General features: G+C 72.2%; 21 protein-coding genes and 1 tRNA gene. 7 read left to right on the forward strand and 15 right to left on the reverse strand.

Going from position 1 to position 21,724, the window contains the following annotated elements:
* The first annotated feature begins 72 nt into the window (after nucleotides 1-72).
* Entirely contained in the window at nucleotides 73-1,128 is a 1,056-nt protein-coding gene (locus ACZ6KF_RS15605; RefSeq protein WP_210906657.1) for a M23 family metallopeptidase, read from the forward strand.
* 44 nt (nucleotides 1,129-1,172) lie between these two features.
* On the opposite strand, the gene ACZ6KF_RS15610 is transcribed toward ACZ6KF_RS15605, so the two are convergent.
* The 5 genes from ACZ6KF_RS15610 to ACZ6KF_RS15630 all read right to left on the reverse strand — a co-directional run bounded on the left by ACZ6KF_RS15610 (nucleotide 1,173) and on the right by ACZ6KF_RS15630 (nucleotide 6,022).
* Complete coding sequence (locus ACZ6KF_RS15610; RefSeq protein WP_078895298.1) at nucleotides 1,173-2,060, reverse strand: Cof-type HAD-IIB family hydrolase; 888 nt, start codon at nucleotides 2,058-2,060, stop codon at nucleotides 1,173-1,175.
* A gap of 98 nt (nucleotides 2,061-2,158) precedes the next feature.
* Nucleotides 2,159-3,061 carry an LLM class flavin-dependent oxidoreductase gene (locus ACZ6KF_RS15615; RefSeq protein ID WP_216716957.1) on the reverse strand — a complete coding sequence of 301 codons (903 nt, stop codon included), beginning with the start codon at nucleotides 3,059-3,061 and terminating at the stop codon, nucleotides 2,159-2,161.
* A gap of 73 nt (nucleotides 3,062-3,134) precedes the next feature.
* Entirely contained in the window at nucleotides 3,135-3,593 is a 459-nt protein-coding gene (locus ACZ6KF_RS15620) for a hypothetical protein (protein WP_114874124.1), read from the reverse strand.
* A 3-nt stretch (nucleotides 3,594-3,596) separates the two neighbouring features.
* On the reverse strand, nucleotides 3,597-4,145 hold the full coding sequence (locus ACZ6KF_RS15625) for an RNA 2'-phosphotransferase (protein WP_268220262.1): 549 nt from the start codon (nucleotides 4,143-4,145) through the stop codon (nucleotides 3,597-3,599).
* Nucleotides 4,146-4,264: 119 nt separating this feature from the next.
* Nucleotides 4,265-6,022: an SDR family oxidoreductase gene (locus ACZ6KF_RS15630; RefSeq protein ID WP_469238712.1), complete on the reverse strand. Its 1,758-nt coding sequence runs from the start codon at nucleotides 6,020-6,022 to the stop codon at nucleotides 4,265-4,267.
* Nucleotides 6,023-6,193: 171 nt separating this feature from the next.
* Between ACZ6KF_RS15630 and ACZ6KF_RS15635 the strand changes: the two genes are divergently transcribed.
* From ACZ6KF_RS15635 to ACZ6KF_RS15655, 5 genes are all read left to right on the forward strand, one after another.
* On the forward strand, nucleotides 6,194-7,159 hold the full coding sequence (locus ACZ6KF_RS15635; RefSeq protein ID WP_048460242.1) for an ABC transporter ATP-binding protein: 966 nt from the start codon (nucleotides 6,194-6,196) through the stop codon (nucleotides 7,157-7,159).
* Complete coding sequence (locus ACZ6KF_RS15640) at nucleotides 7,149-8,063, forward strand: ABC transporter permease (protein ID WP_048460241.1); 915 nt, start codon at nucleotides 7,149-7,151, stop codon at nucleotides 8,061-8,063. Before ACZ6KF_RS15635 ends, ACZ6KF_RS15640 begins: the two co-directional genes overlap by 11 nt.
* Nucleotides 8,060-8,971 carry an ABC transporter ATP-binding protein gene (locus ACZ6KF_RS15645; protein WP_019525979.1) on the forward strand — a complete coding sequence of 304 codons (912 nt, stop codon included), beginning with the start codon at nucleotides 8,060-8,062 and terminating at the stop codon, nucleotides 8,969-8,971. The genes ACZ6KF_RS15640 and ACZ6KF_RS15645 overlap by 4 nt, the downstream gene beginning before the upstream one ends.
* Before the next feature lie 9 nt (nucleotides 8,972-8,980).
* Nucleotides 8,981-9,700 (forward strand): ABC transporter permease subunit, encoded by a 720-nt coding sequence (locus ACZ6KF_RS15650; protein ID WP_033273304.1) that lies wholly within the window; start codon nucleotides 8,981-8,983, stop codon nucleotides 9,698-9,700.
* A gap of 320 nt (nucleotides 9,701-10,020) precedes the next feature.
* Nucleotides 10,021-10,107, forward strand: a tRNA-Ala gene (locus tag ACZ6KF_RS15655).
* A gap of 120 nt (nucleotides 10,108-10,227) precedes the next feature.
* On the opposite strand, the gene ACZ6KF_RS15660 is transcribed toward ACZ6KF_RS15655, so the two are convergent.
* The 9 genes from ACZ6KF_RS15660 to ACZ6KF_RS15700 form a co-directional block, all read right to left on the reverse strand.
* On the reverse strand, nucleotides 10,228-11,040 hold the full coding sequence (locus ACZ6KF_RS15660) for an HAD family hydrolase (RefSeq protein ID WP_114874127.1): 813 nt from the start codon (nucleotides 11,038-11,040) through the stop codon (nucleotides 10,228-10,230).
* The gene (gene serS / locus ACZ6KF_RS15665; protein WP_048460239.1) at nucleotides 11,037-12,314 is read right to left on the reverse strand and encodes a serine--tRNA ligase; all 1,278 of its coding nucleotides are present in this window, start codon (nucleotides 12,312-12,314) and stop codon (nucleotides 11,037-11,039) included. The genes ACZ6KF_RS15660 and serS overlap by 4 nt, the downstream gene beginning before the upstream one ends.
* Nucleotides 12,315-12,854: 540 nt before the next feature.
* Entirely contained in the window at nucleotides 12,855-13,787 is a 933-nt protein-coding gene (gene pheA / locus ACZ6KF_RS15670) for a prephenate dehydratase (RefSeq protein WP_086704156.1), read from the reverse strand.
* A gap of 71 nt (nucleotides 13,788-13,858) precedes the next feature.
* Complete coding sequence (gene efeB / locus ACZ6KF_RS15675; RefSeq protein ID WP_469238716.1) at nucleotides 13,859-15,139, reverse strand: iron uptake transporter deferrochelatase/peroxidase subunit; 1,281 nt, start codon at nucleotides 15,137-15,139, stop codon at nucleotides 13,859-13,861.
* A gap of 6 nt (nucleotides 15,140-15,145) precedes the next feature.
* Nucleotides 15,146-17,380 (reverse strand): copper resistance CopC/CopD family protein, encoded by a 2,235-nt coding sequence (locus ACZ6KF_RS15680; protein ID WP_469238718.1) that lies wholly within the window; start codon nucleotides 17,378-17,380, stop codon nucleotides 15,146-15,148.
* Nucleotides 17,381-17,393: 13 nt separating this feature from the next.
* Nucleotides 17,394-17,843, reverse strand: coding sequence for a copper chaperone PCu(A)C (locus tag ACZ6KF_RS15685; protein WP_048460235.1), 450 nt, complete (start codon nucleotides 17,841-17,843; stop codon nucleotides 17,394-17,396).
* Nucleotides 17,840-18,496: an SCO family protein gene (locus tag ACZ6KF_RS15690; protein ID WP_048460234.1), complete on the reverse strand. Its 657-nt coding sequence runs from the start codon at nucleotides 18,494-18,496 to the stop codon at nucleotides 17,840-17,842. Before ACZ6KF_RS15690 ends, ACZ6KF_RS15685 begins: the two co-directional genes overlap by 4 nt.
* Before the next feature lie 82 nt (nucleotides 18,497-18,578).
* Nucleotides 18,579-19,316, reverse strand: a complete 738-nt coding sequence (locus ACZ6KF_RS15695) for a YcnI family copper-binding membrane protein (RefSeq protein WP_048460233.1) — start codon at nucleotides 19,314-19,316, stop codon at nucleotides 18,579-18,581.
* 181 nt (nucleotides 19,317-19,497) lie between these two features.
* The gene (locus tag ACZ6KF_RS15700) at nucleotides 19,498-20,274 is read right to left on the reverse strand and encodes a hypothetical protein (protein ID WP_469238721.1); all 777 of its coding nucleotides are present in this window, start codon (nucleotides 20,272-20,274) and stop codon (nucleotides 19,498-19,500) included.
* Nucleotides 20,275-20,494: 220 nt separating this feature from the next.
* On the opposite strand from ACZ6KF_RS15700, the gene ACZ6KF_RS15705 reads away from it, so the two are divergent.
* The gene (locus ACZ6KF_RS15705) at nucleotides 20,495-20,950 is read left to right on the forward strand and encodes an ATP-binding protein (RefSeq protein WP_033273314.1); all 456 of its coding nucleotides are present in this window, start codon (nucleotides 20,495-20,497) and stop codon (nucleotides 20,948-20,950) included.
* A 63-nt stretch (nucleotides 20,951-21,013) separates the two neighbouring features.
* On the opposite strand, the gene ACZ6KF_RS15710 is transcribed toward ACZ6KF_RS15705, so the two are convergent.
* Nucleotides 21,014-21,724: M24B family metallopeptidase (locus ACZ6KF_RS15710; protein WP_469238723.1), on the reverse strand; the 711-nt coding region annotated here is incomplete at its 5' end.

Consider the following 21,724-nt stretch of genomic DNA (forward strand, 5'->3'; position numbering starts at 1 on the left):
GGGGGCGTGTCCTCCCCCATGTGTACGACGCGAACGCGCCGCCCGGCCCGGGGCGGGGACAGGATCGCAGGCATGCGTCTCACCCGCCGTCGTCCGCTGCTCGTCGCCGTGCTGTTCTGCGCGCTCGCCGTGCTCGCCGCCCGGCCCGCCGAGGGCGACGGATCCCACGCCCCCGGCCACGGCTCCCCCTCCGTCAGCGCCGAGGTGGCGCGGCTGTACGAGGAGGCGGCGAAGGCCACCGAGCGGTACGAGGCCGGGCGCGAGGAGGCGGAGAAGCAGCGCGAGCTGGCGCAGCAGCTGGAGGAGCGGCTCGACCACGAGCGGCAGGAGGCCGCCGTGCTCCGTGAGGACCTGGGCCGGATCGCCAGCTCCCAGTACCGGGACGGCGGCGGGCTGCCGCTCACCGCGCACATGCTTCTCGCCGACGACCCGGAGCAGCTGATGCGTGGTCAGCGTGTGGTGCACCACGCCGAGGTCGCGCTGGACCAGGCGCTCGGCCGCAGTGAACGGGCCGAGGCGCGGCTCGCCCGGGACGAGGCGAAGGCGGCGGCGGCCTGGAAGAAGCTGGAGAAGCGGAACGAGGAACTCGCCGCGCTGCAGCGGGACATCGAGGACAAGCTCGAGACGGCGCGCCGGCAGCTCCAGGGCGAGGCGGACGCCTCGGTGGCGGCGGGCGCCTGCCGTGGTGCCGTACGTCTCGACCAGCCGCCGGCGCAGTACACCACCCCCTGGGTGGCGCCCGTGGAGGCGTACGAGCTGTCCGCCTCCTTCGGCAGCGGCGGCGCGCGCTGGGCGAACCGGCACACCGGACAGGACTTCGCGGTGCCGATCGGGACGCCGGTGCGGTCCGTGGGCAGCGGCACCGTGGTGAAGGTCTCCTGCGGCGGCGCGTTCGGCATCGAGATCGTGGTCGAGCACCCGGGCGGCTACTACACCCAGTACGCGCACCTGGCCGCCGTCGCCGTCGACCAGGGGGAGCGGGTGGCCCCCGGGCAGTGGATCGGGCAGTCCGGCACCAGCGGCAACTCCACCGGTCCGCACCTGCACTTCGAGGTGCGCGTGACCCCGGAGATGGGGTCGTCGGTGGACCCGGTGCCGTGGCTCACCGGACGCGGGGTGACCCTCTGAGCGGCGGCCCCGGCCGGCCCGACCCGCCCCGTGAACCGCAGGACTCAGATCCGCCCGTTCAGCAGCTGCTCGATCACCACGGCCACACCGTCGTCGTTGTTCGCGACCGTGTGACCCGAGGCGGCGGCCAGCACGTCCGGGTGGGCGTTGCCCATCGCGTACGAGCGGCCCGCCCAGGTCAGCATCTCGACGTCGTTCGGCATGTCACCGAAGGCGACGACCTCCTCGTGCGAGATGCCCCGCTCGGCGCAGCACAGCGCGAGGGTGCTCGCCTTGGAGACGTCGGGCCCGCTGATCTCCAGCAGGGCACTCGGGCTGGAGCGGGTCACGGTGGCGCGCTCACCGACGGCGAGCCGGGCCAGGGTGAGGAACGCGTCCGGCTCCATCTCGGGGTGGAACGCCAGGATCTTGAGCACCGGTTCGGCGGTGGAGGGGGAGCCGTCGGCCAGCAGGTCCTCGGCGGGCGCCAGGTCGTCCGGGACCTCCATGTGCAGCTTCGGGTACGCGGGCTCCTGGTAGAAGCCGTAGGTCTGCTCCACGGCGTACACCGTGCCCGGGGCGGCGTCGCGCAGCAGGCCCACCGCCTCCAGGGCGTTGTTCCGGGGCAGCTCGCGCACCTTGACGAAGCGGTGCGCGCCCGGGCCGCCGTGCAGGTCGACGACGGCGGCGCCGTTGCCGCAGATGGCGAGGCCGTGGCCGTGCACATGGTCGCTGACCACGTCCATCCAGCGGGCCGGGCGGCCGGTGACGAAGAAGACCTCGATGCCGGCCTCCTCGGCGGCGGCCAGGGCGGCGACGGTCCGTGGGGACACCGACTTGTCGTCGCGGAGCAGGGTGCCGTCGAGGTCGGTGGCGATGAGCCGCGGTGGGGTGGTGGCGGCCGGGGTCTCGGGCTCTCGGATCGCTGAGGTCACCCGCTCATTGTCCCGCATATGCCCGCACGGTCGTGCGGGACTCCGCACATCTGAGTGATTACCGATGTCACCAGCGGCTTCTCGTCCCGCATCGGAGGGGCGGCACCCGTTCTCGTTCACCGCAGCTGCGCCGGGGCCTCCATCGCGATCCGTTCGAAGACCTTCTGGTCAGCCGTGAAGTCGGAGCCCGGGATGGGCCAGTGCACCACGATCTCGTTGAATCCCAGCTCGACGTGGCGGCCGGCGAAGTCGACGAAGGCGTCCAGGGACTCCAGCGGGCGGCCCCGGTCGGGGGTGAACCCGGTCAGCAGGATCTTGTCCAGCTCGGTCACGTCCCGGCCGATCTCGGCGCAGGCGCCGGCGAGCTTCTCGGCCTGACCGCGAATGGCCTGAACCGACTGCTCGGGTGTGCCGTCCTCGTACAGCTTCGGGTCGCCGGTGGTCACCCACGCCTGTCCGTACCGGGCCGCGAGCCGCAGTCCCCGCGGGCCGGTCGCCGCCACGGCGAAGGGCAGCCGGGGCCGTTGGACGCAGCCGGGGATGTTGCGCGCCTCGTGCGCCTGGTAGAAGTCGCCCTCGTACGACACGGCGTCCTCGGTGAGCAGCCGGTCCAGCAGGGGCACGAACTCGGCGAAGCGGTCGGCGCGCTCGCGCGGGGTCCACGGCTCCTGGCCGAGGGCGGTGGCGTCGAAGCCGGTGCCGCCCGCGCCGATGCCGAGGGTGACGCGGCCGCCCGAGATGTCGTCGAGGGAGATGAGTTCCTTGGCCAGGGTGACCGGGTGCCGGAAGTTCGGCGAGGTCACCAGAGTGCCGAGCCGCATGCGCTCGGTCACGCCCGCGGCGGCGGCCAGGGTCGGGACGGCGCCGAACCAGGGGCCGTCGCGGAAGCTCCGCCAGGACAGGTGGTCGTAGGTGTAGCCCGCGTGGAAGCCCAGCTCCTCGGCCCGCACCCAGGCGGAACGGCTGCCTTCGTGCCAGCGGCGGTACGGGAGGATCACGGTGCTCAGACGCAGGCTCATGCCCCGAGCCTAAGCGGCGCGTCCGGTTTCACGTGAAACACGTGAGGCCTCCCGGGCCCCCGCTGCTCGCCCGTCACCGTACTCGGGCGCTCAGCCAGGGAGTGAGCACGACCATCGGGATGAACTCCTTGTGCGTCCGGTCCCCCGGCAGCGGCACGACGAGGAAGTAGCCCGGCGGGAACCGCCGCGCCTTCACATACGCCAGCCCGTCGAACAGCGAGCGCAGAAAGGCGGGCACGTCGTCGCGGGGGATGTCCGGGCATTCGACGCCCTCGACGTCGATCAGCGCGTCGTCCTCCGGGAACAGGCGCACCCGCACTCTGGGCAGGCCGCCGAACTCGACATGAGCCTCGTGCGGCAGGGAGCCGTCGGGGTCGGTGGTCACACCGACGCCGGCCGCGGTGCGGCGCGAGGTCTGGTCGGCGCCGATGTCGTGGGTGACCTCTATCTCGCGTCCGTACCGCTCGGCCAGGGCACGGAGGGCGGTGACGGCGGCCTCGGTGGTGGGCAGATGCTCCATGCCGTCGATCATGGCCTACCGGCTCTCGCCGAAGCGCAGATACCGGCTGGGAACGGCCTCGGTCAGCCAGACGCCGTTGGCGCTGACGTGGAAGACATGGCCGTCGCGGTGCATGGCGCCCGCGTCGACCGACAGCACCACCGGCCGTCCCCGGCGGGCGCCGACGCGGGTGGCGGTCTCGCGGTCGGCGGAGAGATGCACGGCGTGCCGGTCCATGGGCCGCAGGCCCTCGCAGCGGATCGCGTCCAGGTTCCGGGCGACGGTGCCGTGGTAGAGCCAGGCCGGGGGCACGGCGGTAGGCAACTGAAGGTCCACGGGGATGGTGTGGCCCTGGCTGGCGCGGATCCGGGAGCCCTCGACGGCGAAACGCCGCTTGTCGTTGGCGGCGACGACATGGTCCAGTTCGTCCCGGGTGATCGGGAAGCCGTGGTCCGCCGCCGCGTCGATCAGCGCGTCGATCTCCACCCAGCCGGCCGCGTCGGGGGTCAGCCCGATCCGCTCGGGCTGGTGGCGCAGATGCTTCGCGAGGTACTTCGACACCCGCACGGTGCGTCTTTCGTCCATCTGTTCAGACTGCCGGGAGAGACGCGCATCACGCGATCGATTTACATCCGAAGGTTTGATCCACAGATAAGTGAGGTTATCCACAGCGGAACGAGGGGTTCTGTGGACAACCGGCCCTCTCAGACCGGCGGCTTCACCCGCGCGACCCTCCGCGCCGCCCCCGGCAGCCACCGCGCCAGCGCGTACGCGGCCCGCGCCTCCGGGGTGACCGGCACGACCGCCTGGTCGCGCACCACCGCACGCAGCACCGCGGCGGCGACCTTCTCCGGCGGGTAGTTCCGCAGCCCGTACAGCCGTGCCGCCTTCCGCCGCCTGCGCCGCTCCTCCGCCGCGTCCGTGCCCGCGAAGCGCGCGGTGGACGTGATGCCCGTGTTGACGAATCCCGGGCACACCGCCGTCACACCGATCCCCCGCTCCGCCAGCTCGGCCCGCAGGGACTCGCTGAGCATCAGCACCGCCGCCTTCGACGCCCCGTAGGCGGGCAGCGCCCGCGACGGCTGGAACGCCGCCGCGGACGCCACGTTGACGATGTGGCCGCCCTGCCCGCGCTCCGCCATCCGCCGTCCGAAGTACAGACAGCCGTGGATCACGCCCCACAGGTTGACGTCGAGGACACGCTTCCAGTCCTCCGTCGTGGTGTCGAGGAAGGCGCCACCCAGGCCGACGCCCGCGTTGTTCACCAGCACGTCCACCACCCCGTGCGCGGCGGTGACCCGCTCGGCGAGCTTCTCCACGGCCTGCTCGTCGGCCACGTCGGCCGTCTCCGCCCAGGCGTCCGCCGCGCCCCGCGCCCGGGCCTCCCCGGCGGTGCGGAGCGCCGCGCCGGTGTCCCGGTCGACCGCCACCACCCGCGCGCCCGCCTCGGCGAACGCCAGCGCGGTGGCCCGCCCGATGCCGCTGCCCGCGCCCGTCACCAGCACCAGCCGCCCGCCGAACCGGTCGGCGTACCGGCCCCCGGCCCGCCCCTCGGGCCGTCCGTCCTCCACGGACGTCACGAAGTCGGCGATCCAGGTGGCCAGCTGGTCCGGCCTGCTGCGCGGCACCCAGTGGCCCGACGACAGCGTGCGCCGGGTGAGCCGGGGCGCCCATTGCTCCAGGCCGTCGTGGAGCCGCGGCGAGAGGAACCTGTCCCCCAGCGGCGTGACGAGCTGCACGGGTACGTGCGCGTAGGCGTCGGGACGCGGGTCGCCCAGCCTGGACCGCACGTTGTCCCGGTAGAGCCAGGCGCCGTGCGCCGCGTCCGACGGCAGGGACGCCGTCGGGTAGCCGTCGCCGGGCACCCGCTCCATGCGCTCCAGCAGCCGCGGCCAGTACCGGCCGAGCGGCCCGCGCCAGGCCAGCTCGGGCAGCACGGGCGTGTGCAGCGCGTACACGTACCAGGACCGGACGCCCTGGCCCAGCAGATGCCCCGCCCGGCGTGGGGTCGGGCGGGACACCCGGCTCTTGATCCAGTGCCCGAAGTGGTCCAGCGAGGGGCCCGAGACCGAGGTGAAGGACAGGATCCGCTCCCGCGCACGGGGCACCGTGACGAACTCCCATCCCTGCACCGAGCCCCAGTCGTGCCCCACCAGATGTACCGGCCGGTGCGGACTGACCGCCTCCGCCACGGCCAGGAAGTCGTCCGTCAGCTTCTCCAGCGTGAACCCGCCGCGCAGCGGACGCGGCGCCGTGGACCCGCCGTGCCCCCGTACGTCGTAGGCCACCACGTGGAACCGCTCGGCGAGGCGCGGCGCGATCCGCGACCACACCTCCTTGCTGTCCGGGTAGCCGTGCACCAGGACGACCGCCGGCCGCTCCGGGTCGCCCAGCTCGGCCACGCACAGCTCGACCCCGCCCGTCCGCACCCACCGCTGCCGCGCACCCTCGATTCCCGTCACAGCGGCGAATCTCGCAGCTGTGAGACAAGCCGTCAACAGTGCGCCCCCAGCTGTGCATAACTCTCAGGCAGGGCGTCCCCTACGGGCGCGTACGACTCCAGACGGACCCCAAGACGGCCCCGGGGGCTGACGACCGCAGTGGTACGGGTCACTACCTTCATGGATGTGACTGTGATCGCGACCGAAAGCCTGAGCAAGCGGTTCCCCCGGGTGACCGCGCTTGACCGGCTCTCCGTGGACGTCGGGCCCGGTGTGACCGGGCTCGTCGGAGCCAACGGGGCCGGCAAGTCCACGTTGATCAAGATCCTGCTGGGTCTGTCTCCCGCCACGGAGGGCCGCGCCGAAGTGCTCGGACTCGACGTCGCCACCGAGGGCGCCGCCATCCGGGAACGGGTGGGCTACATGCCCGAGCACGACTGCCTCCCCCCGGACGTCTCGGCCACCGAGTTCGTCGTCCACATGGCGCGCATGTCCGGCCTGCCGGCCACCGCCGCCCGGGAGCGCACCGCGGACACCCTGCGCCACGTCGGCCTGTACGAGGAGCGCTACCGCCCCATCGGCGGCTACTCCACCGGCATGAAGCAGCGGGTGAAGCTGGCGCAGGCCCTGGTGCACGACCCGCAGCTGGTCTTCCTGGACGAGCCCACCAACGGCCTCGACCCGGTCGGCCGCGACGAGATGCTCGGCCTCATCCGCCGCATCCACACGGACTTCGGCATCTCGGTCCTGGTCACCTCCCACCTGCTGGGCGAGCTGGAGCGCACCTGCGACCACGTCGTCGTCGTGGACGGCGGCAAGCTGCTGCGCTCCTCCTCCACCCGCGACTTCACGCAGACCACCACGACCCTCGCGATCGAGGTCACCGACACCGACGAGCACCCCGACGGCACCCGCGCGGTGCGCGAGGCGCTCCACGCGCGCGGGGTGACCGTCCAGGACGGCAGCGGACTGCCGGGCGCCGGCCACATCCTGCTGCTCACCGCGCAGGGCGAGGACACCTACGACCTGGTCCGCGACGTGATCGCCGACCTCGGGCTCGGCCTGGTGCGCATGGAACAGCGGCGGCACCAGATCGCCGAGGTCTTCACGAACGACGACGACGCACAGCGGAAGGAGGCGGTCGGCCATGGCGGCTGAGCAGTCCCCGCAGGCACTGGCCACCCCGGCGGGTGACACCCGTATCCACAACATCGGCTACCGCTCCTACGACGGCCCCCGCCTGGGCCGCTCGTACGCCAGGATGTCGCTGTACTCGCAGTCCCTGCGCGGCGCCTACGGCCTCGGCCGCTCGGCCAAGTCCAAGGTGCTGCCGATGCTGCTGTTCGTCGTGATGTGCGTGCCGGCCGCCATCATGGTGGCCGTCGCCGTCGCCACCAAGGCGAAGGAACTGCCGCTCGACTACACGCGCTACGCGATCGTCATGCAGGCCGTCATCAGCCTGTACGTCGCCTCGCAGGCGCCCCAGTCGGTCTCCCGCGACCTGCGCTTCAAGACCGTGCCGCTGTACTTCTCGCGGCCCATCGAGACCGGCGACTACGTCCGCGCCAAGTACGCCGCGCTGGCCTCCGCGCTGTTCATCCTCACCGCCGCCCCCCTGCTGGTGCTGTACGTCGGGGCGCTGCTGGCCGAGCTCGACTTCACCGACCAGACCAAGGGATTCGCACAGGGACTGGTGTCCGTGGCCCTGCTCTCACTGCTCTTCGCCGGCATCGGCCTGGTCATCGCGTCGGTCACGCCGCGCCGCGGCTTCGGCATCGCCGCCGTGATCGCCGTCCTGACCATCTCCTACGGCGCCGTCTCCACCCTCCAGGCCATCGCCGACGTCCAGGGCAGCGGCGACGCGGGCATCCTGATCGGCCTGTTCTCGCCGATCACCCTCATCGACGGGGTGCAGTCCGCCTTCCTGGGCGCGAGCTCCGCCTTCCCCGGCGGGGTCGGCCCCGACCGGACCGAGGGCATCCTCTTCGTCCTGGTCACCCTGGGCCTGATCGTCGGCTCCCACGCTCTCCTGATGCGCCGTTACAAGAAGGTGGGGCTGTGACAACCCTCAGCATCGACCACGTCTCCCGCTGGTTCGGCAACGTGGTCGCCGTCAACGACGTCACGATGACCATCGGCCCCGGCGTCACCGGCCTGCTCGGCCCCAACGGCGCCGGCAAGTCCACCCTGATCAACATGATGGGCGGCTTCCTCGCCCCCTCCACCGGCACCGTCACCCTCGACGGCGAGCAGGTGTGGCGCAACGAGAAGATCTACCGCCACATCGGCATCGTCCCGGAGCGCGAGGCGATGTACGACTTCCTCACCGGACGCGAGTTCGTCCTCGCCAACGCCGAGCTGCACGGCCTGGGCGCCAAGGCGGCCCAGAAGGCGCTCGCCACGGTGGAGATGGAGTACGCACAGGACCGGAAGATCGCCACCTACTCCAAGGGCATGCGGCAGCGCGTGAAGATGGCGTCGGCGCTGGTCCACGATCCGTCGCTGCTGCTGCTCGACGAGCCGTTCAACGGCATGGACCCGCGCCAGCGCATGCAGCTGATGGACCTGCTGCGGCGCATGGGCGACGAGGGCCGCACCGTGCTGTTCTCCTCGCACATCCTGGAGGAGGTCGAGCAGCTCGCCTGGCACATCGAGGTCGTCGTGGCCGGACGGCACGCGGCCAGCGGCGACTTCCGCCGGATCCGCCGTCTGATGACGGACCGCCCGCACCGCTACCTGGTGCGCTCCAGCGACGACCGTGCCCTCGCGGCCGCGCTGATCGCCGACCCGTCCACCTCCGGCATCGAGGTCGACGTCACCGAGGGCGCCCTGCGCGTCCAGGCCGTCGACTTCGGCCGCTTCACCGCGCTGCTGCCGAAGGTCGCGAGGGAGCACGGCATCCGCCTGCTCACGGTCTCGCCGTCCGACGAGTCCCTCGAGTCCGTGTTCTCGTACCTGGTCGCGGCGTAGGAGGCCCTGATGTACGACCCCACAGTCGCCCGGCTCACCTACCGGGCCCTGCTCGGCCGTCGCCGGGCCCTCATCCTGGGCGCGCTGCCCCTGCTGCTGATCGTCATCTCGCTGGCGGTCCGCGCCCTCGCCGGCGCCGACGACCAGACCGCCGCCGACGTCCTCGGCGGGCTCGCGCTCGCCACGATGGTGCCGATCATCGGCGTCATCGCGGGCACCGGCGCGATCGGCCCGGAGATCGACGACGGCTCCGTGGTGTACCTGCTGTCCAAGCCGATCAAGCGGCCCACGATCATCTACACCAAGCTGATCGTCGCCGTCGCCGTCACCATGGTGTTCTCCGCGGTGCCGACGTTGATCGCCGGCTTCATCCTCAACGGCAACGGCCAGCAGGTCGCCGTCGCCTACACGGTGGCGGCGCTGGTCGCCTCCATCGCCTACGCGGCGCTGTTCCTGCTGCTCGGCACGGTCTCGCGGCACGCGGTCGTCTTCGGCCTGGTGTACGCGCTGATCTGGGAGGCGCTGTTCGGCTCCCTGGTGCCCGGCGCGCGCACGCTCAGCGTCCAGCAGTGGTCCCTCGCCGTGGCGGAGAAGGTGGCCGGCGGTGAACTGGTCACCTCGGACGTGGGCCTGACCACGGCGACGGTCGCGCTGGCCGCCGTCACGGTGCTGGCCACCTGGTACGCCGGCCAGAAGCTGCGCACGCTGACGCTCGCCGGCGAGGAGTGAGGGGCACACGCCCCGAGGTGCGCGAGGGCGGTGCCGCCGGTGTCGGCGGCACCGCCCTTCGTCATGCCCTGCGGTGATTTATTCGGTGGCGCCGACCGGGCCCGGCCAGGCACAGTGAGGTGTCCGCGCCGCCGGGAACGTCCGGCGGCCGAGAGCCGGGAGAGGAGCGGGACCATGCCCATGCACGGCAGTACGTTCCGCTTCCGTCAGGGCGGCCCGAGGCGGACTCCGGAGTAATCCCTACTGCTCCGCCGAGTCCCCCCGAGGACCGCCCGGGGCGGCCGCTTCGAGCGCGCGCACCGCACGCGGGCCGCCCACCCGGAGGATTGGCCGAGTGGTAAGGCACCGGCTTGGCTCAAGCCGTGGTCGGGTGAGAGCCCGCGCACGTTCGATCCGTGCATCCTCCGCCGAACGCCGAACGCCGAACGCCGAACGCCGAACGCCGAACGCCGAACGCCGAACGCCGAACGCCGAACGCCGAACGCCGAACGCCGAACGCCGGGCCTGTATTCGTGGGACGCCGGGCGTCAGCCCAGCAGGCGTTCCAGTACCACAGCGATACCGTCGTCCTCGTTGGACGTCGTCACCTCGTCGGCGACCGCCCGCAGCTCGCGGTGGGCGTTGGCCATGGCGACGCCGTGGCCGGACCAAGCGAACATCGGGATGTCGTTGGGCATGTCGCCGAAGGCGACCGTCTCCGCCGCCTTCACGCCGAGCCGACGGGCGGCGAGCGACAGACCGGTCGCCTTGGACAGCCCCAGCGGCAGCAGTTCGACGATGCCCTCGCCCGCCATGACGACAGTGACGAAACCGCCCGCGGTGCGCTCGGCCGCCGCGGCCAGCTCGTCCGAGGTCAGCTCGGGATGCTGGATGTACAGCTTGTTCAACGGGGCGGCCCAGAGGTCGGAGGCGTCCGTGAACGGCGTCGCGGGCAGCTTGCCGACGACGTCATAACCCGGCCCGACCAGCACCTCGCCGTCCAGGCCGTCCCGGCTCGCCGCCAGGTGCAGCGGACCGACCTCCGCCTCGATCTTGGCGAGCGCCACCCCGGCGAGCTGCCGGTCCAGCGTCACGGAGGTCAGCAGCCGTCCCGCGCCGGCGTCGTACACCTGGGCGCCCTGGCCGCAGACGGCGAGGCCCTGGTAGCCGAGGTCCTCGAGTATCGGACGGGTCCAGGGCACGGCGCGGCCGGTGACGACGATGTGCGCGGCACCCGCCGCGGTGGCCGCGACGAGCGCCTCACGGGTGCGTGCCGACACCGAGTGGTCGTCACGCAGCAGCGTGCCGTCCAGGTCGGTGGCGACCAGCCGGTACGGGAAGGTGGACGACGCGCCGCTCACTTGGCGACCGGTTCCAGGATCTCCCGGCCGCCCAGGTAGGGACGCAGCACCTCGGGCACGCGGACCGAGCCGTCGGGCTGCTGGTGGTTCTCCAGGATCGCCACGATGGTGCGCGGTACGGCGCACAGCGTGCCGTTGAGCGTGGCCAGCGGGCGCACCTTCTTGTCCTCGCGCACCCGGATCTGCAGGCGGCGCGACTGGTACTCCGTGCAGTCCGAGGTCGAGGTCAGCTCGCGGTACTTGCCCTGGGTCGGGATCCACGCCTCGCAGTCGTACTTACGGGCGGCCGAGGAGCCCAGGTCGCCCGAGGCGACGTCGATGACGCGGAACGGCAGCTCCAGCGAGGTCAGCCACTGCTTCTCCCACTCCAGCAGCCGACGGTGCTCCTCCTGCGACTCCTCCGGGGCGACGTAGGAGAACATCTCCACCTTGTCGAACTGGTGGACGCGGAAGATGCCCCGGGTGTCCTTGCCGTGCGAGCCGGCCTCGCGGCGGAAGCAGGGCGAGAAGCCCGCGTAGCGCAGCGGCAGCTTGCCGGCGTCCAGGATCTCGTCCATGTGGTAGGCGGCCAGGGCCACCTCGGACGTGCCGACCAGGTACAGGTCGTCCTTGTCCAGGTGGTAGACGTCCTGCGCGGCCTGGCCGAGGAAGCCGGTGCCCGCCATCGACTGGGGGCGCACCAGCGCCGGGGTCAGCATCGGCGTGAAGCCGGCCGCCGTGGCCTGCGCCATCGCGGCGTTCACCAGGGCCAGCTCGAGCAGCGCGCCGACACCGGTGAGGAAGTAGAAGCGGCTGCCGGAGACCTTGGCGCCGCGCTCGACGTCGATCGCGCCGAGGAGCTGGCCGAGCTCCAGGTGGTCCTTGGGCTCGAAGCCCTCGGCGGAGAAGTCGCGGACGGTGCCGTGGGTCTCCAGCGTGACGAAGTCCTCCTCGCCGCCGACGGGCACGTCGGGGTGGACGAGGTTGCTCAGCTTGAGCAGGAGCTCCTGGGTCTCGGTGTCGGCGGCGTCGCGCTCGGCGTCGGCGGCCTTGACGTCGGCCTTGAGCTGCTCGGCCCTCTTGAGCAGCTCGCTCTTCTCGTCGCCGGTGGCCCGGCCGATGAGCTTGCCGAGCGACTTCTGCTCGGCGCGCAGCTCGTCGAAGCGGACGCCGGACGACCTGCGCCGTTCGTCGGCGGAGAGGAGGGCGTCGACGAGCGCGACGTCCTCTCCACGGGCGCGCTGCGAAGCGCGCACACGGTCGGGGTCCTCACGGAGCAGGCGAAGGTCAATCACGCGGTCAAGGCTACCGGTGCGGGGTGACGGCTCACGACTCACTATTGCGGTGACGCCTTCCGTGTCCCTTTCCTTAAGAAATATCCCTTGTGTTCCTCAAGGTCAATAAAAGGTGCGTGACCGCTTGAAAGAGTCGGTCGCAGGGATCAGGGTTGACCGGAAACCCCTGTGCGGAACGGGACTTGGAGCCGTGCTGTCCACAGCTGTCCACACCGCACGAAAAGTTATCCACAGGTTGTGGGGAAGATCTGTGGACGCCGGAATTGATCACTCCGAAACGCTCGGCCGACGACGGGCATTCACCGCACGAACTCGTTCCGCTGCCACTTTCGAGTGGAAAGGCCTCCCTCTAAAGGATTGATCCCTTCAAAAAGGTGGACGAAGGGTGAGGTGCGGCGCAATGAACGTGATCATGGCCCGTAGGGTGATTTGTCGACCGAAGGCCGCCTCGGTGTCGACTTGTCCCCAGGTCGAGAAGAGGACCTGTGGATAACTTCTGTGGATAACGACAATCGGCAGGGAGGACCGGCGGCGGACCGGTCAGAACCGGCCGTCCTGGCAGCGCGCCACCCAGTCCGCCGCCCCCACGAACTCCTCGTCCGAGGTCCCCGGGAACGGCGGCCGCACCTCGCCCGGCTGCACGTCCGCCCTCGGGTACGAACCGAGATAGCGCACCTGGAGGCAGATGCGCTTCAGCCCCATCAGCGCCTCCGCCATCCTGCGGTCCGAGATGTGCCCCTCGGCGTCGATGCAGAAGCAGTAGTTGCCGATGCCGGCGCCGGTCGGCCGCGACTGGAGCAGCATCAGGTTGATGCCCCGGGTGGCGAACTCGCCCAGCAGGTCGCGCAGCCCGCCCGGGTGGTCGTCGCGCTGCCACAGCACCACCGAGGTCTTGTCCGCGCCGGTCGGCGCCGCGGGACGCGCGGGCCGGCCCACCAGCACGAACCTGGTCTGGGCGTTCTCCGCGTCGTGGATGCCCGTCTCCAGCGCCTCAAGCCCGTACCGGGCCGCCGCGAACTCACCGGCGAAGGCCGCGTCGTACCGGCCCTCCTGGACCAGCCGCGCGCCGTCCGCGTTCGAGGCGGCCGACTCCCAGAGGGCGTCGGGCAGGTGGGTGCGCAGCCAGTTGCGCACCTGCGGCTGCGCGGCCGGGTGCGCGGTCACCGTCTTGATGTCCGACAGCTTCGTACCCGGGCGGACCAGCAGCGCGAAGGTGATCGACAGCAGCACCTCGCGGTAGATCATCAGCGGGGTGCCCGCGACCAGCTCGTCGAGGGTGGTGGTGATCCCGCCCTCCACCGAGTTCTCGATGGGGACGAAAGCGGCCTCGGCCTCGCCGGCGCGCACCGCGTCGAGCGCGGACTGCACGGACACGTACGGGACCAGCTCACGCGTGGCCGCCTCGGGAAGCGTGCGCAGAGCGACTTCGGTGAAGGTGCCCTCTGGGCCGAGATACGCATAGCTCGCTGGCATGACCTCACCCTAATGGGCCCACGCCGACAGCCCCTCCCGAGAGAGCTCCGGAGGGTGACTCCGGGCGGTTCTCACCCCTCCAGCAGCGCCTGACCCACATACTCGCCCTCCGCCGCCCCGCCCGGGACCGCGAACAGCCCGCTCGCCTCGTGGCGGATGAACGGCGTCAGCGCGTCGCCCCGGTCGAGCTTGCGCTGCACCGGCACGAAGCCGCGCAGGGGGTCCGCCTGCCAGCAGACGAACAGCAGGCCGGCGTCCGGAGTCCCGTCCGCATCAATGCCGTCGTGGTACGAGAACGGCCGACGCAGCATCGCGGCCCCGCCGTTCTGGTCGGGCCGGGTGATCCGCGCGTGCGCGTTGACGGGGACGACCAGATTGCCCTCGGCGTCGGTCTTCTCCAGGTCCATCTCGGTCGTCTCGTCACCCCCGGAGAGCGGGGCGCCGTCCGCCTTGCGCCGCCCGATGACGCCCTCCTGCTTCCTGAGGGACAGCTTCTCCCAGTCGTCCAGCAGCATCCGGATCCGGCGGACGACCACGTAGGAGCCGTTCGCCATCCAGGCGGGCTCGCCCTGCGCGGGCACGAAGATCCGCTCGTCGAAGTCGGGCTCCGCGGGCTTCGGGTTGCGGGTGCCGTCGACCTGGCCCATGAGATTGCGGGTGGTCATCGGGCGGGCGGTGGCACCCGGCGAGCGGTTGAAGCCGTTCATCTGCCAGCGCACCCGGGCCGCCGCGCCCGCGTCCCTCTGCACCGCGCGCAGGGCATGGAAGGCCACGAGGGCGTCGTCGGCGCCGATCTGCACCCACAGGTCCCCGTCGCTGCGGGTCCGGTCGAGACGGTCGGAGGAGAAGGCGGGCAGCGGGTCCAGGGCGGCCGGACGCTGCTTCTCCAGCCCGGTGCGCGCGAAGAAGCTGTGCCCGAAACCGAAGGTCAGAGTCAGCGAGGAGGGCCCGGCGTCACGGGCCACGTCGCTGTCGCCCTCAGCGCCGAACTCCCCGGCCATCAGCCGACGGGCGGTGTCGGACCAGCGGCGCAACAGTGCGGCCGCCTCCTTGCGCCCGGCGCCGGGCGCAAGGTCGAAGGTGAGGAGATGGCCGCGCGACTGGAGCGGGTCGGTGATGCCCGGCTGGTGTTTCACGTGAAACGGCACCTCTGTGGCGCCGACCGAGGTGAGCGGGGTGGCGCCGGAGGGCGCCGACGCGTACCCGACGGCACCGCCGGCCGCCCCGAGTACGAGCCCGGTGGCGCCGGCCGTGCCGAGCAGGCGTCGCCGCGAGATGCCCGTCCCGGAGGCGGCGGATTCGACCCGGGGCTCCTCAGGGGTGCCGGTCTGCGACAGGGAAGTGTCAGCCATGGTGGTTCAGCCGATCTGAGCGTTCTTGGAGACGGTCACCTGGTCGATGTCGGAGGTCCGCACGGTCACCTCGACCTTCCAGTCGCCCGCCATGGGGATCTGCACCCGGCTCGCCGACCAGTGTCCGGTGGTGACGTGATCGGGTGCGACGGGCAGCGGCCCGATGTTCTGAGCGGCGAGTGTGAGCGCGATCTTCACCTCGGGCACGTCGACGGGCGTGCCGTCCGGTCCCTCGACGTAGACGTGCAGGGCGTTGTCGCCGGCCTGGGCGGGGTCAAGGTCGATCGAGACGACACCCTTACCGCTCCTGCCGCCCGTGTCGAACGGCATGGTCAGGCTCACCGCGCCACTGCCCTGCCCGGTCGCCGAGGCCGTGGACGAGGCGGCAGTGGCCGCCCGCGCGTCCTGCTCGGTGCGCCCCGGCTCGGTCTGCGTCAGCACGGTGGTCACGGCCAGCAGTACGACGGCGACGCCCGCCTCGGCGAGCACCGAGCGGCGCAGTCCGAAGCGGTTCGGGTCGGCGTCCCGCAGCCGCTTCTGCCGGGCGGCCTCCGCCGCGGCCCGCTGCCGGGCGAGCTGCGCGGCCCGCACGGAGTCCTGTCCGGCCTCGGCCTTCTCCGCATCGAACGCATCGGACGCACCGGACGCCTTGGGTGGCTCAACCGCCATGGACGCCTCGGACACCTCAGAAGTCCCGGACGCCTCGGCCGGGGCGGTGCCGGCCGGCTGCTTTGCCTCCTTGGCCCGCTCGGTCGCCTCGCCCCGCACGGCCTCATTGGCCCGCTCGGTCGCCTCGCCCCGCACGGCCTCCTTGGCTCGCACGCCCTCTTCGGCTCGCTGGGTCGCCTCGGCTCGCACGGCTTCCTTGGCCCGCACGGCTTCCTCGGCTCGAACGGCCTCTTCGGCCCGCTCGGTCGCCTCGGTCCTCTCCGCCTCCTCGGCCGCCTCGGAGACCCGCGCGTCGGCCAGCCGCTGCGTCCAGCGGCGCGACAGGAAGGCGACGGCGACCATCACGGCCACCAGCGCGATCTTGACGAGGAGCAGCTGTCCGTACCGGGTGTCGGTGAAGGCGGACCAGGAGCCGAGCTGCCGCCAGCTCTGGTAGACGCCGGTGACGGCCAGCGTCACCACGCTGCCGAAGGCGAGGCGCGAGAACCGCCGGACGGCGTCCCGCCCGACCGGCGTCTCCACCGGCGCGCGGTAGAGCGCGACAAGGAGGGCGGTCAGCCCGCCCAGCCAGGCGGCGACCGCCAGCAGGTGCACGACGTCGACCGGCATGGCCACGCCCGCCTGGAGACCCTGCGAGGCGTGCTCGGACATGGCCCAGCTCGCGGCCAGCCCGGCCGCGACGACCGTCCCGCCGAGGGCCAGCCCGAAGGTCAGGTCCCGCTTGTCCGGCCCCCCGTCGTCGCCCCCGCCGTCGTCCTCGGCGTCGCGGTCCGGCTCGACGGCGTCCGCCGTGCGGGCGTACGCCCCGAACAGCACCGCGATGAACAGCGCCGCCGCCGCGAGCAGCAGCAGCCGCGACACCAGGGCCGCGCCCGTCTTGGTCTGGAGCACGTCGCCGAGCAGTTCCAGGTCGAAGACGTCGCCGACCTTGCCGGAGGTGGTGTACGAGCCGCGCAGCATCAGCAGGCCCAGGGTGGCCGAGGTGAGCGCGAGCCAGCCGGAGACGACCAGACGCTGGACCGCCCGCACCCGGGCGCCCGGCGCCCAGCAGGCGAGGACGAAGGCGGCGCCGCCCGCCAGGACGACGAAGCCCGCGTAGGAGACGTAGCGGCCGAAGCCGTAGAGCCACCCCACGAGGCCGTCGTCGGAGCCCTGCGCGGAAACCGAGACGGTGGTCTCCGAGGGGGCGCCGATGGAGAAGGTGAAGGCGCCGGCGACGGGGTGGCTGTCGGCGGACACCACCTGGTAGGCCACCGTGTAGGTGCCGTCGGGCAGCCCGCTCACCAGCCGCACGCTGTACGTGGTGCCGCTGGGGTTGGCCGGGTCGCCCTTGTCCACCCGCTCGCCCTTGGGGTCGAGCACCCGCACGGAGTCGTCGCCCACCGCGATCGGCTCCGAGAAGGTGAGCGAGACCTGCGAGGGCGCGGTGTCGACCACCGCCCCCTGCGCGGGGTCGCTGCCGGTCAGCGCGGCGTGCGCGGAGACGGGAGCGGCCCCGGCGAGGAGCGCGCCGGCGACGGCCAGGATCAGCAGCACCAGGGTCCGTACGCGGGGGGCGATGGTCTGGGTCACAGGGGTGTCTCCCTCAGTGTCCGGTCGTCGGGCGGTAGGTGGCCGGTTTCACCGGGAGCTCGACCGTGACGGGGTCGGAGTGGGCGAAACGCAGCTCGACGGAGACCTTCTGACCCTGCTTCGGCTTGCGCTTCAGCTGCTCGAACATCAGATGGTTGCCGCCGCTCTCCAGCACGAGGCTGCCGTGGGCCGGGATGTCGAGGGACTCGACCTCCCGCATCGACCCGTCGACGGTCTCGTGCACGGTGACCTGGCCGGCGACGTCACTGCTGACCGAGGTCAGCCGGTCCGCGGCGTCGCCGTCGTTGGTGATCGTGAGGAAGCCCGCCGCCAGGTCCGACACCGGCTGCGGCATGTACGCGGCGCCGACCGACAGCCGTGCCGAGCCGTCGTCCGAACCGCCGCACGCGGTCAGGGCGAGCGCGCCGGCCAGAGCCAGGGCGGCGGCCGCGCGGCGCCTCACGGGTTCTCTCCCTTGATGATCCTGGGCAGGTCCTGGGTGTAGTCCTCGACGGTGGCGTCCTCGCCGTAGAGGACGTAACCGCCGTCCGTCTTGGGGGAGAAGGCGATGACCTGGGTGCCGTGGTCGGAGACGGTCTTGCCGTTGTCGTCCTTGCGCGGCGGGTCGATGGAGATGCCGAGGGTGCGGGCGCCGGCCTGGATGGTGGCGAAGTCACCGGTCAGACCGACGACCTGGGAGTCGATGCCCTTGAGCCACTTGCCGAGCTCGGCCGGGGTGTCCCGCTCCGGGTCGGTGGTGACGAAGACGATCCGCAGCTGGTCCTGCTGCTCCTTCGGGAGCTGCTTCTTGGCCACCGCGAGGTTGTTCATCGTCAGCGGGCAGACGTCGGGGCAGTGCGTGTAGCCGAAGTAGATCAGCGTGGGCTGCCCAGCGGTCTGCTCGCGGAAGTCGTACGGCTTGCCCTGGGTGTCGGTGAGGACGAGGTCGGGCTTCTCGAAAGGCTTGTCGAGGACGGTGGCCGCCTTCTGGCCGCCGGACTCCTCGGACACCACGGAGACGGGCGAGCCGCCGGTGCCGTCGTCGCCGCCGCAGGCGGTGAGGGTCAGCGGGACGACGGCGAGCAGAGCCGCCGCCGCGAGGGTCTTCTTGCGCATGGGATGGTCCTGGAGGTGGGTGTGCGGCGCGCACCGGGAGGCCGCGGGGCCGGGCCCGGTGCGCGCCGTGGAGAGGGGAGGCTCAGGCGGAGCGCCGGCGCCCGGCGAGCACGCCGTACGCCACGCCCGCGGCGCCGACCACGATGCCGACGACGCCCAGCACGCGGGCGGTGGTGTCGGTGCCGCCGGAGTCGTCGGACGCGGCGGTGGTCTCGGCGGAGGCCTGCTCCGCGTCGTCGGACGCCTTGTCGTCAGCGGCGGCGCCGTGCCCGTGGCCGTCGTCGGCGGGCGCGGACAGGGCCAGCACCGGAGCCGGGTTGTCGGGCTCGTCCTGGCCTTCCTGCGGCACCTCGATCCAGCGGACGACCTCCTTGTTGGAGTACGTCTGCAGGGCCTTGAAGACGAGCTGGTCGGTGTCCTCGGGCAGCGTGCCGACGGACACCGGGAACTTCTGGTAGAAGCCCGGCTCGATGCCGTCGCCCTTGGCGGTCCAGGTGACCTTGGTGACGGCCTCGTCGATCTTCTTGCCGTGCACCTCGAGCGGCTCGGCCAGGCGCGACTTGGTGACCTTGATGTCCCAGCCCTCGACGGGCTGCGGCAGCACGGACGACAGGGGGTGGTCCGACGGGAAGGTGACCTCGAGCTTGGTGGTCGAGGCGTTGTCCCGCTCGTTGGGGACCTTGAAGCCGACGACCGCGTAGCCGCCCTTCGCGGCCTCCCCTTCGGGCTGCACGCTGACGTGCGCGAAGCAGGGGGAGGACACGGCGAGGACGGCGGCGCCGGCGACGGCACCGGCGGCGGCGATACGGGAAGCCTTCATGGCAGAAGCACTCCGCTTCGTAGAGGTTTTCACGGACGGTGAGGGATACGCGGCGCGGACGGCGGTCGCTCCGCTCGGCGGGACGACGGCCGGGCGCACGCGGCGGGACCGGCGCACACGCGTGCCGCGCGGAGGCGTCCCTCGTCCCGTCCGGAATCCCGGACCGGTGGGTCGCCCCGCGTCAGGCGGCGAGCGCGAGTGCGGAGGCGGGGGCCGGGGGACCCCGGCGGATCACCGTGTGGTGCAGGCCCGCGGAGCGCGGGGGAAGCGGTGGGAGCAGAGCGGTGCGCGGGGTGACCGGGCCGGCCTCGGGAGCGCCGGGGAGTCCGGCACGCAGGGCCCGCACCAGGGCCAGCGCCCCGCGCAGCGACCGCACGAGGGCGCCTTCGGAGACGCCCTGCGCGGACAGCTCGGCCAGACGCAGCAGCGCCAGGTCGCCCCGGCGCAGCAGCCAGCCCGCGACCATCGCGGCGAGGACGTGCCCGAGCAGCATCGGCAGCGACGGCAGCAGCGACCCCACGGGGCCCGCCGCCACGGCATCGGACCCGTGTGCGCCGGCCCCGTGCGGCACGATCCGGGCGTCGGCGAGGAGCCGTTCGGCCTGGGCCGGGCTGAGCGTGCCGGGACCGCACCACAGACGGGCCGCCTGGGCGACCAGCGCGGCGTCGGACGAGCCGGCGCCGTGCTGCCCGAGCCCGAACAGCGTGTGCAGCGCGGTCTGCCCGCCGGCCAGCAGGGCGATGATCACCGGCAGCGGGCGGGTGCGCCCGGCGAGCGGCACGGCGACGGCGACCGCCGCGAGGAATCCCGCGCCGAGCGTCCACAGCGGGACGGCGTCGCAGGAGGCGAGCGAGTGGCCTGCCCCGGCCAGCACGACGCAGACCGCGGCGAACACCGCGGCCCGCAGGATCCGGAGTCCTCGTCCGGCGCGCGTGGTGCGCGGATAAGGGGCAGACATGGCGGCCTCATCATCGCACCAGCCCCCGGGGCGCCGTACGCCAGGTCCGCAAGATGAGGTACGACCGTAAGATCACCTGTGCGGTGCGGCGTCCCACATACACCGATCGGCTCCCCGGTACACCCGCCATATGGGCGGTGTCACGTCAACTTCGCGCTTACAGGTCACCACTCAGGGCAATACGTAACGGTATGTCGAGCCGCAGCCAGGAGGCTGGAGCATGAGCATCTGGTGGTCACTCCATCTGCGGCGTGATGCCGCCAGCGTGCCGCTCGCCCGGCGCCTGCTGCTCGGCACCATGGAGACCGCGGGCGTCGATCCCGAGATCTCCTACGACCTGTCCGTCGCCCTCAGCGAGGCCTGCGCGAACGCCGTGGAGCACGGCGGCGGCGCCGCACGCGACCACACCTCGGAAGCCTTCCGGGTGACCGCCTACCTGGACGGCGAGAAGTGCCGCATCGAGGTCGCCGACGCCGGCCCCGGCTTCCCCGCCGCCGGGCCCCGCCCCCGCCCCCAGCCCGTCCCCGCCGAGGCGGAGCACGGCCGCGGCCTGTGCCTCATCGAGCAACTGGCCGACCACGTACACATCGGCAACAAACCGGGCCGCGGCGGCGCGGTGGTGAGCTTCGACAAGATCCTCAAATGGCGCGAGGACGCGCCGCTGACGGCGGTCTAGCGCATACGACGAGGGCCCTCCCGGCATCCGGGAAGGCCCTCGTTGATGCGTACCGGGTGCGACTCAGCCCTTGAGGCCCGCCATCCATGCCTCCACCTCGTCCGAGCGGCGGGGCAGGGCGGAGGACAGGTTCTTGTTGCCGTCCTCGGTGACCAGGATGTCGTCCTCGATGCGGACGCCGATGCCCCGGTACTCCTCGGGGACCGTCAGGTCGTCGGCCTGGAAGTACAGGCCCGGCTCCACGGTGAGGACCATGCCGGGCTCCAGCGTGCCGTCGACGTAGGTCTCGGTGCGCGCGGCGGCGCAGTCGTGGACGTCCATGCCGAGCATGTGACCGGTGCCGTGCAGCGTCCAGCGGCGCTGCAGACCCAGCTCCAGCACCCGCTCCACCGGGCCCTCGGCCAGGCCCCACTCGACGAGCCGCTCGGCCAGCACGCGCTGTGCGGCGTCGTGGAAGTCGCGGTACTTGGCACCCGGCCGCACCGCCGCGATGCCCGCCTCCTGGGCGTCGTACACCGCGTCGTAGATCTTCTTCTGCAGCTCGGTGTAGCGGCCGTTGATCGGCAGGGTGCGGGTGACGTCGGCGGTGTAGTACGTGTGCGTCTCCACGCCGGCGTCGAGCAGCAGCAGGTCGCCGGAGCGGACCGGGCCGTCGTTGCGCACCCAGTGCAGGGTGCAGGCGTGCGGGCCGGCGGCGCAGATGGAGCCGTAGCCGACGTCGTTGCCCTCGACGCGGGCGCGCAGGAAGAACGTTCCCTCGATGTAGCGCTCGCT

This window comes from Streptomyces sp. NPDC046379, from assembly GCF_055587785.1.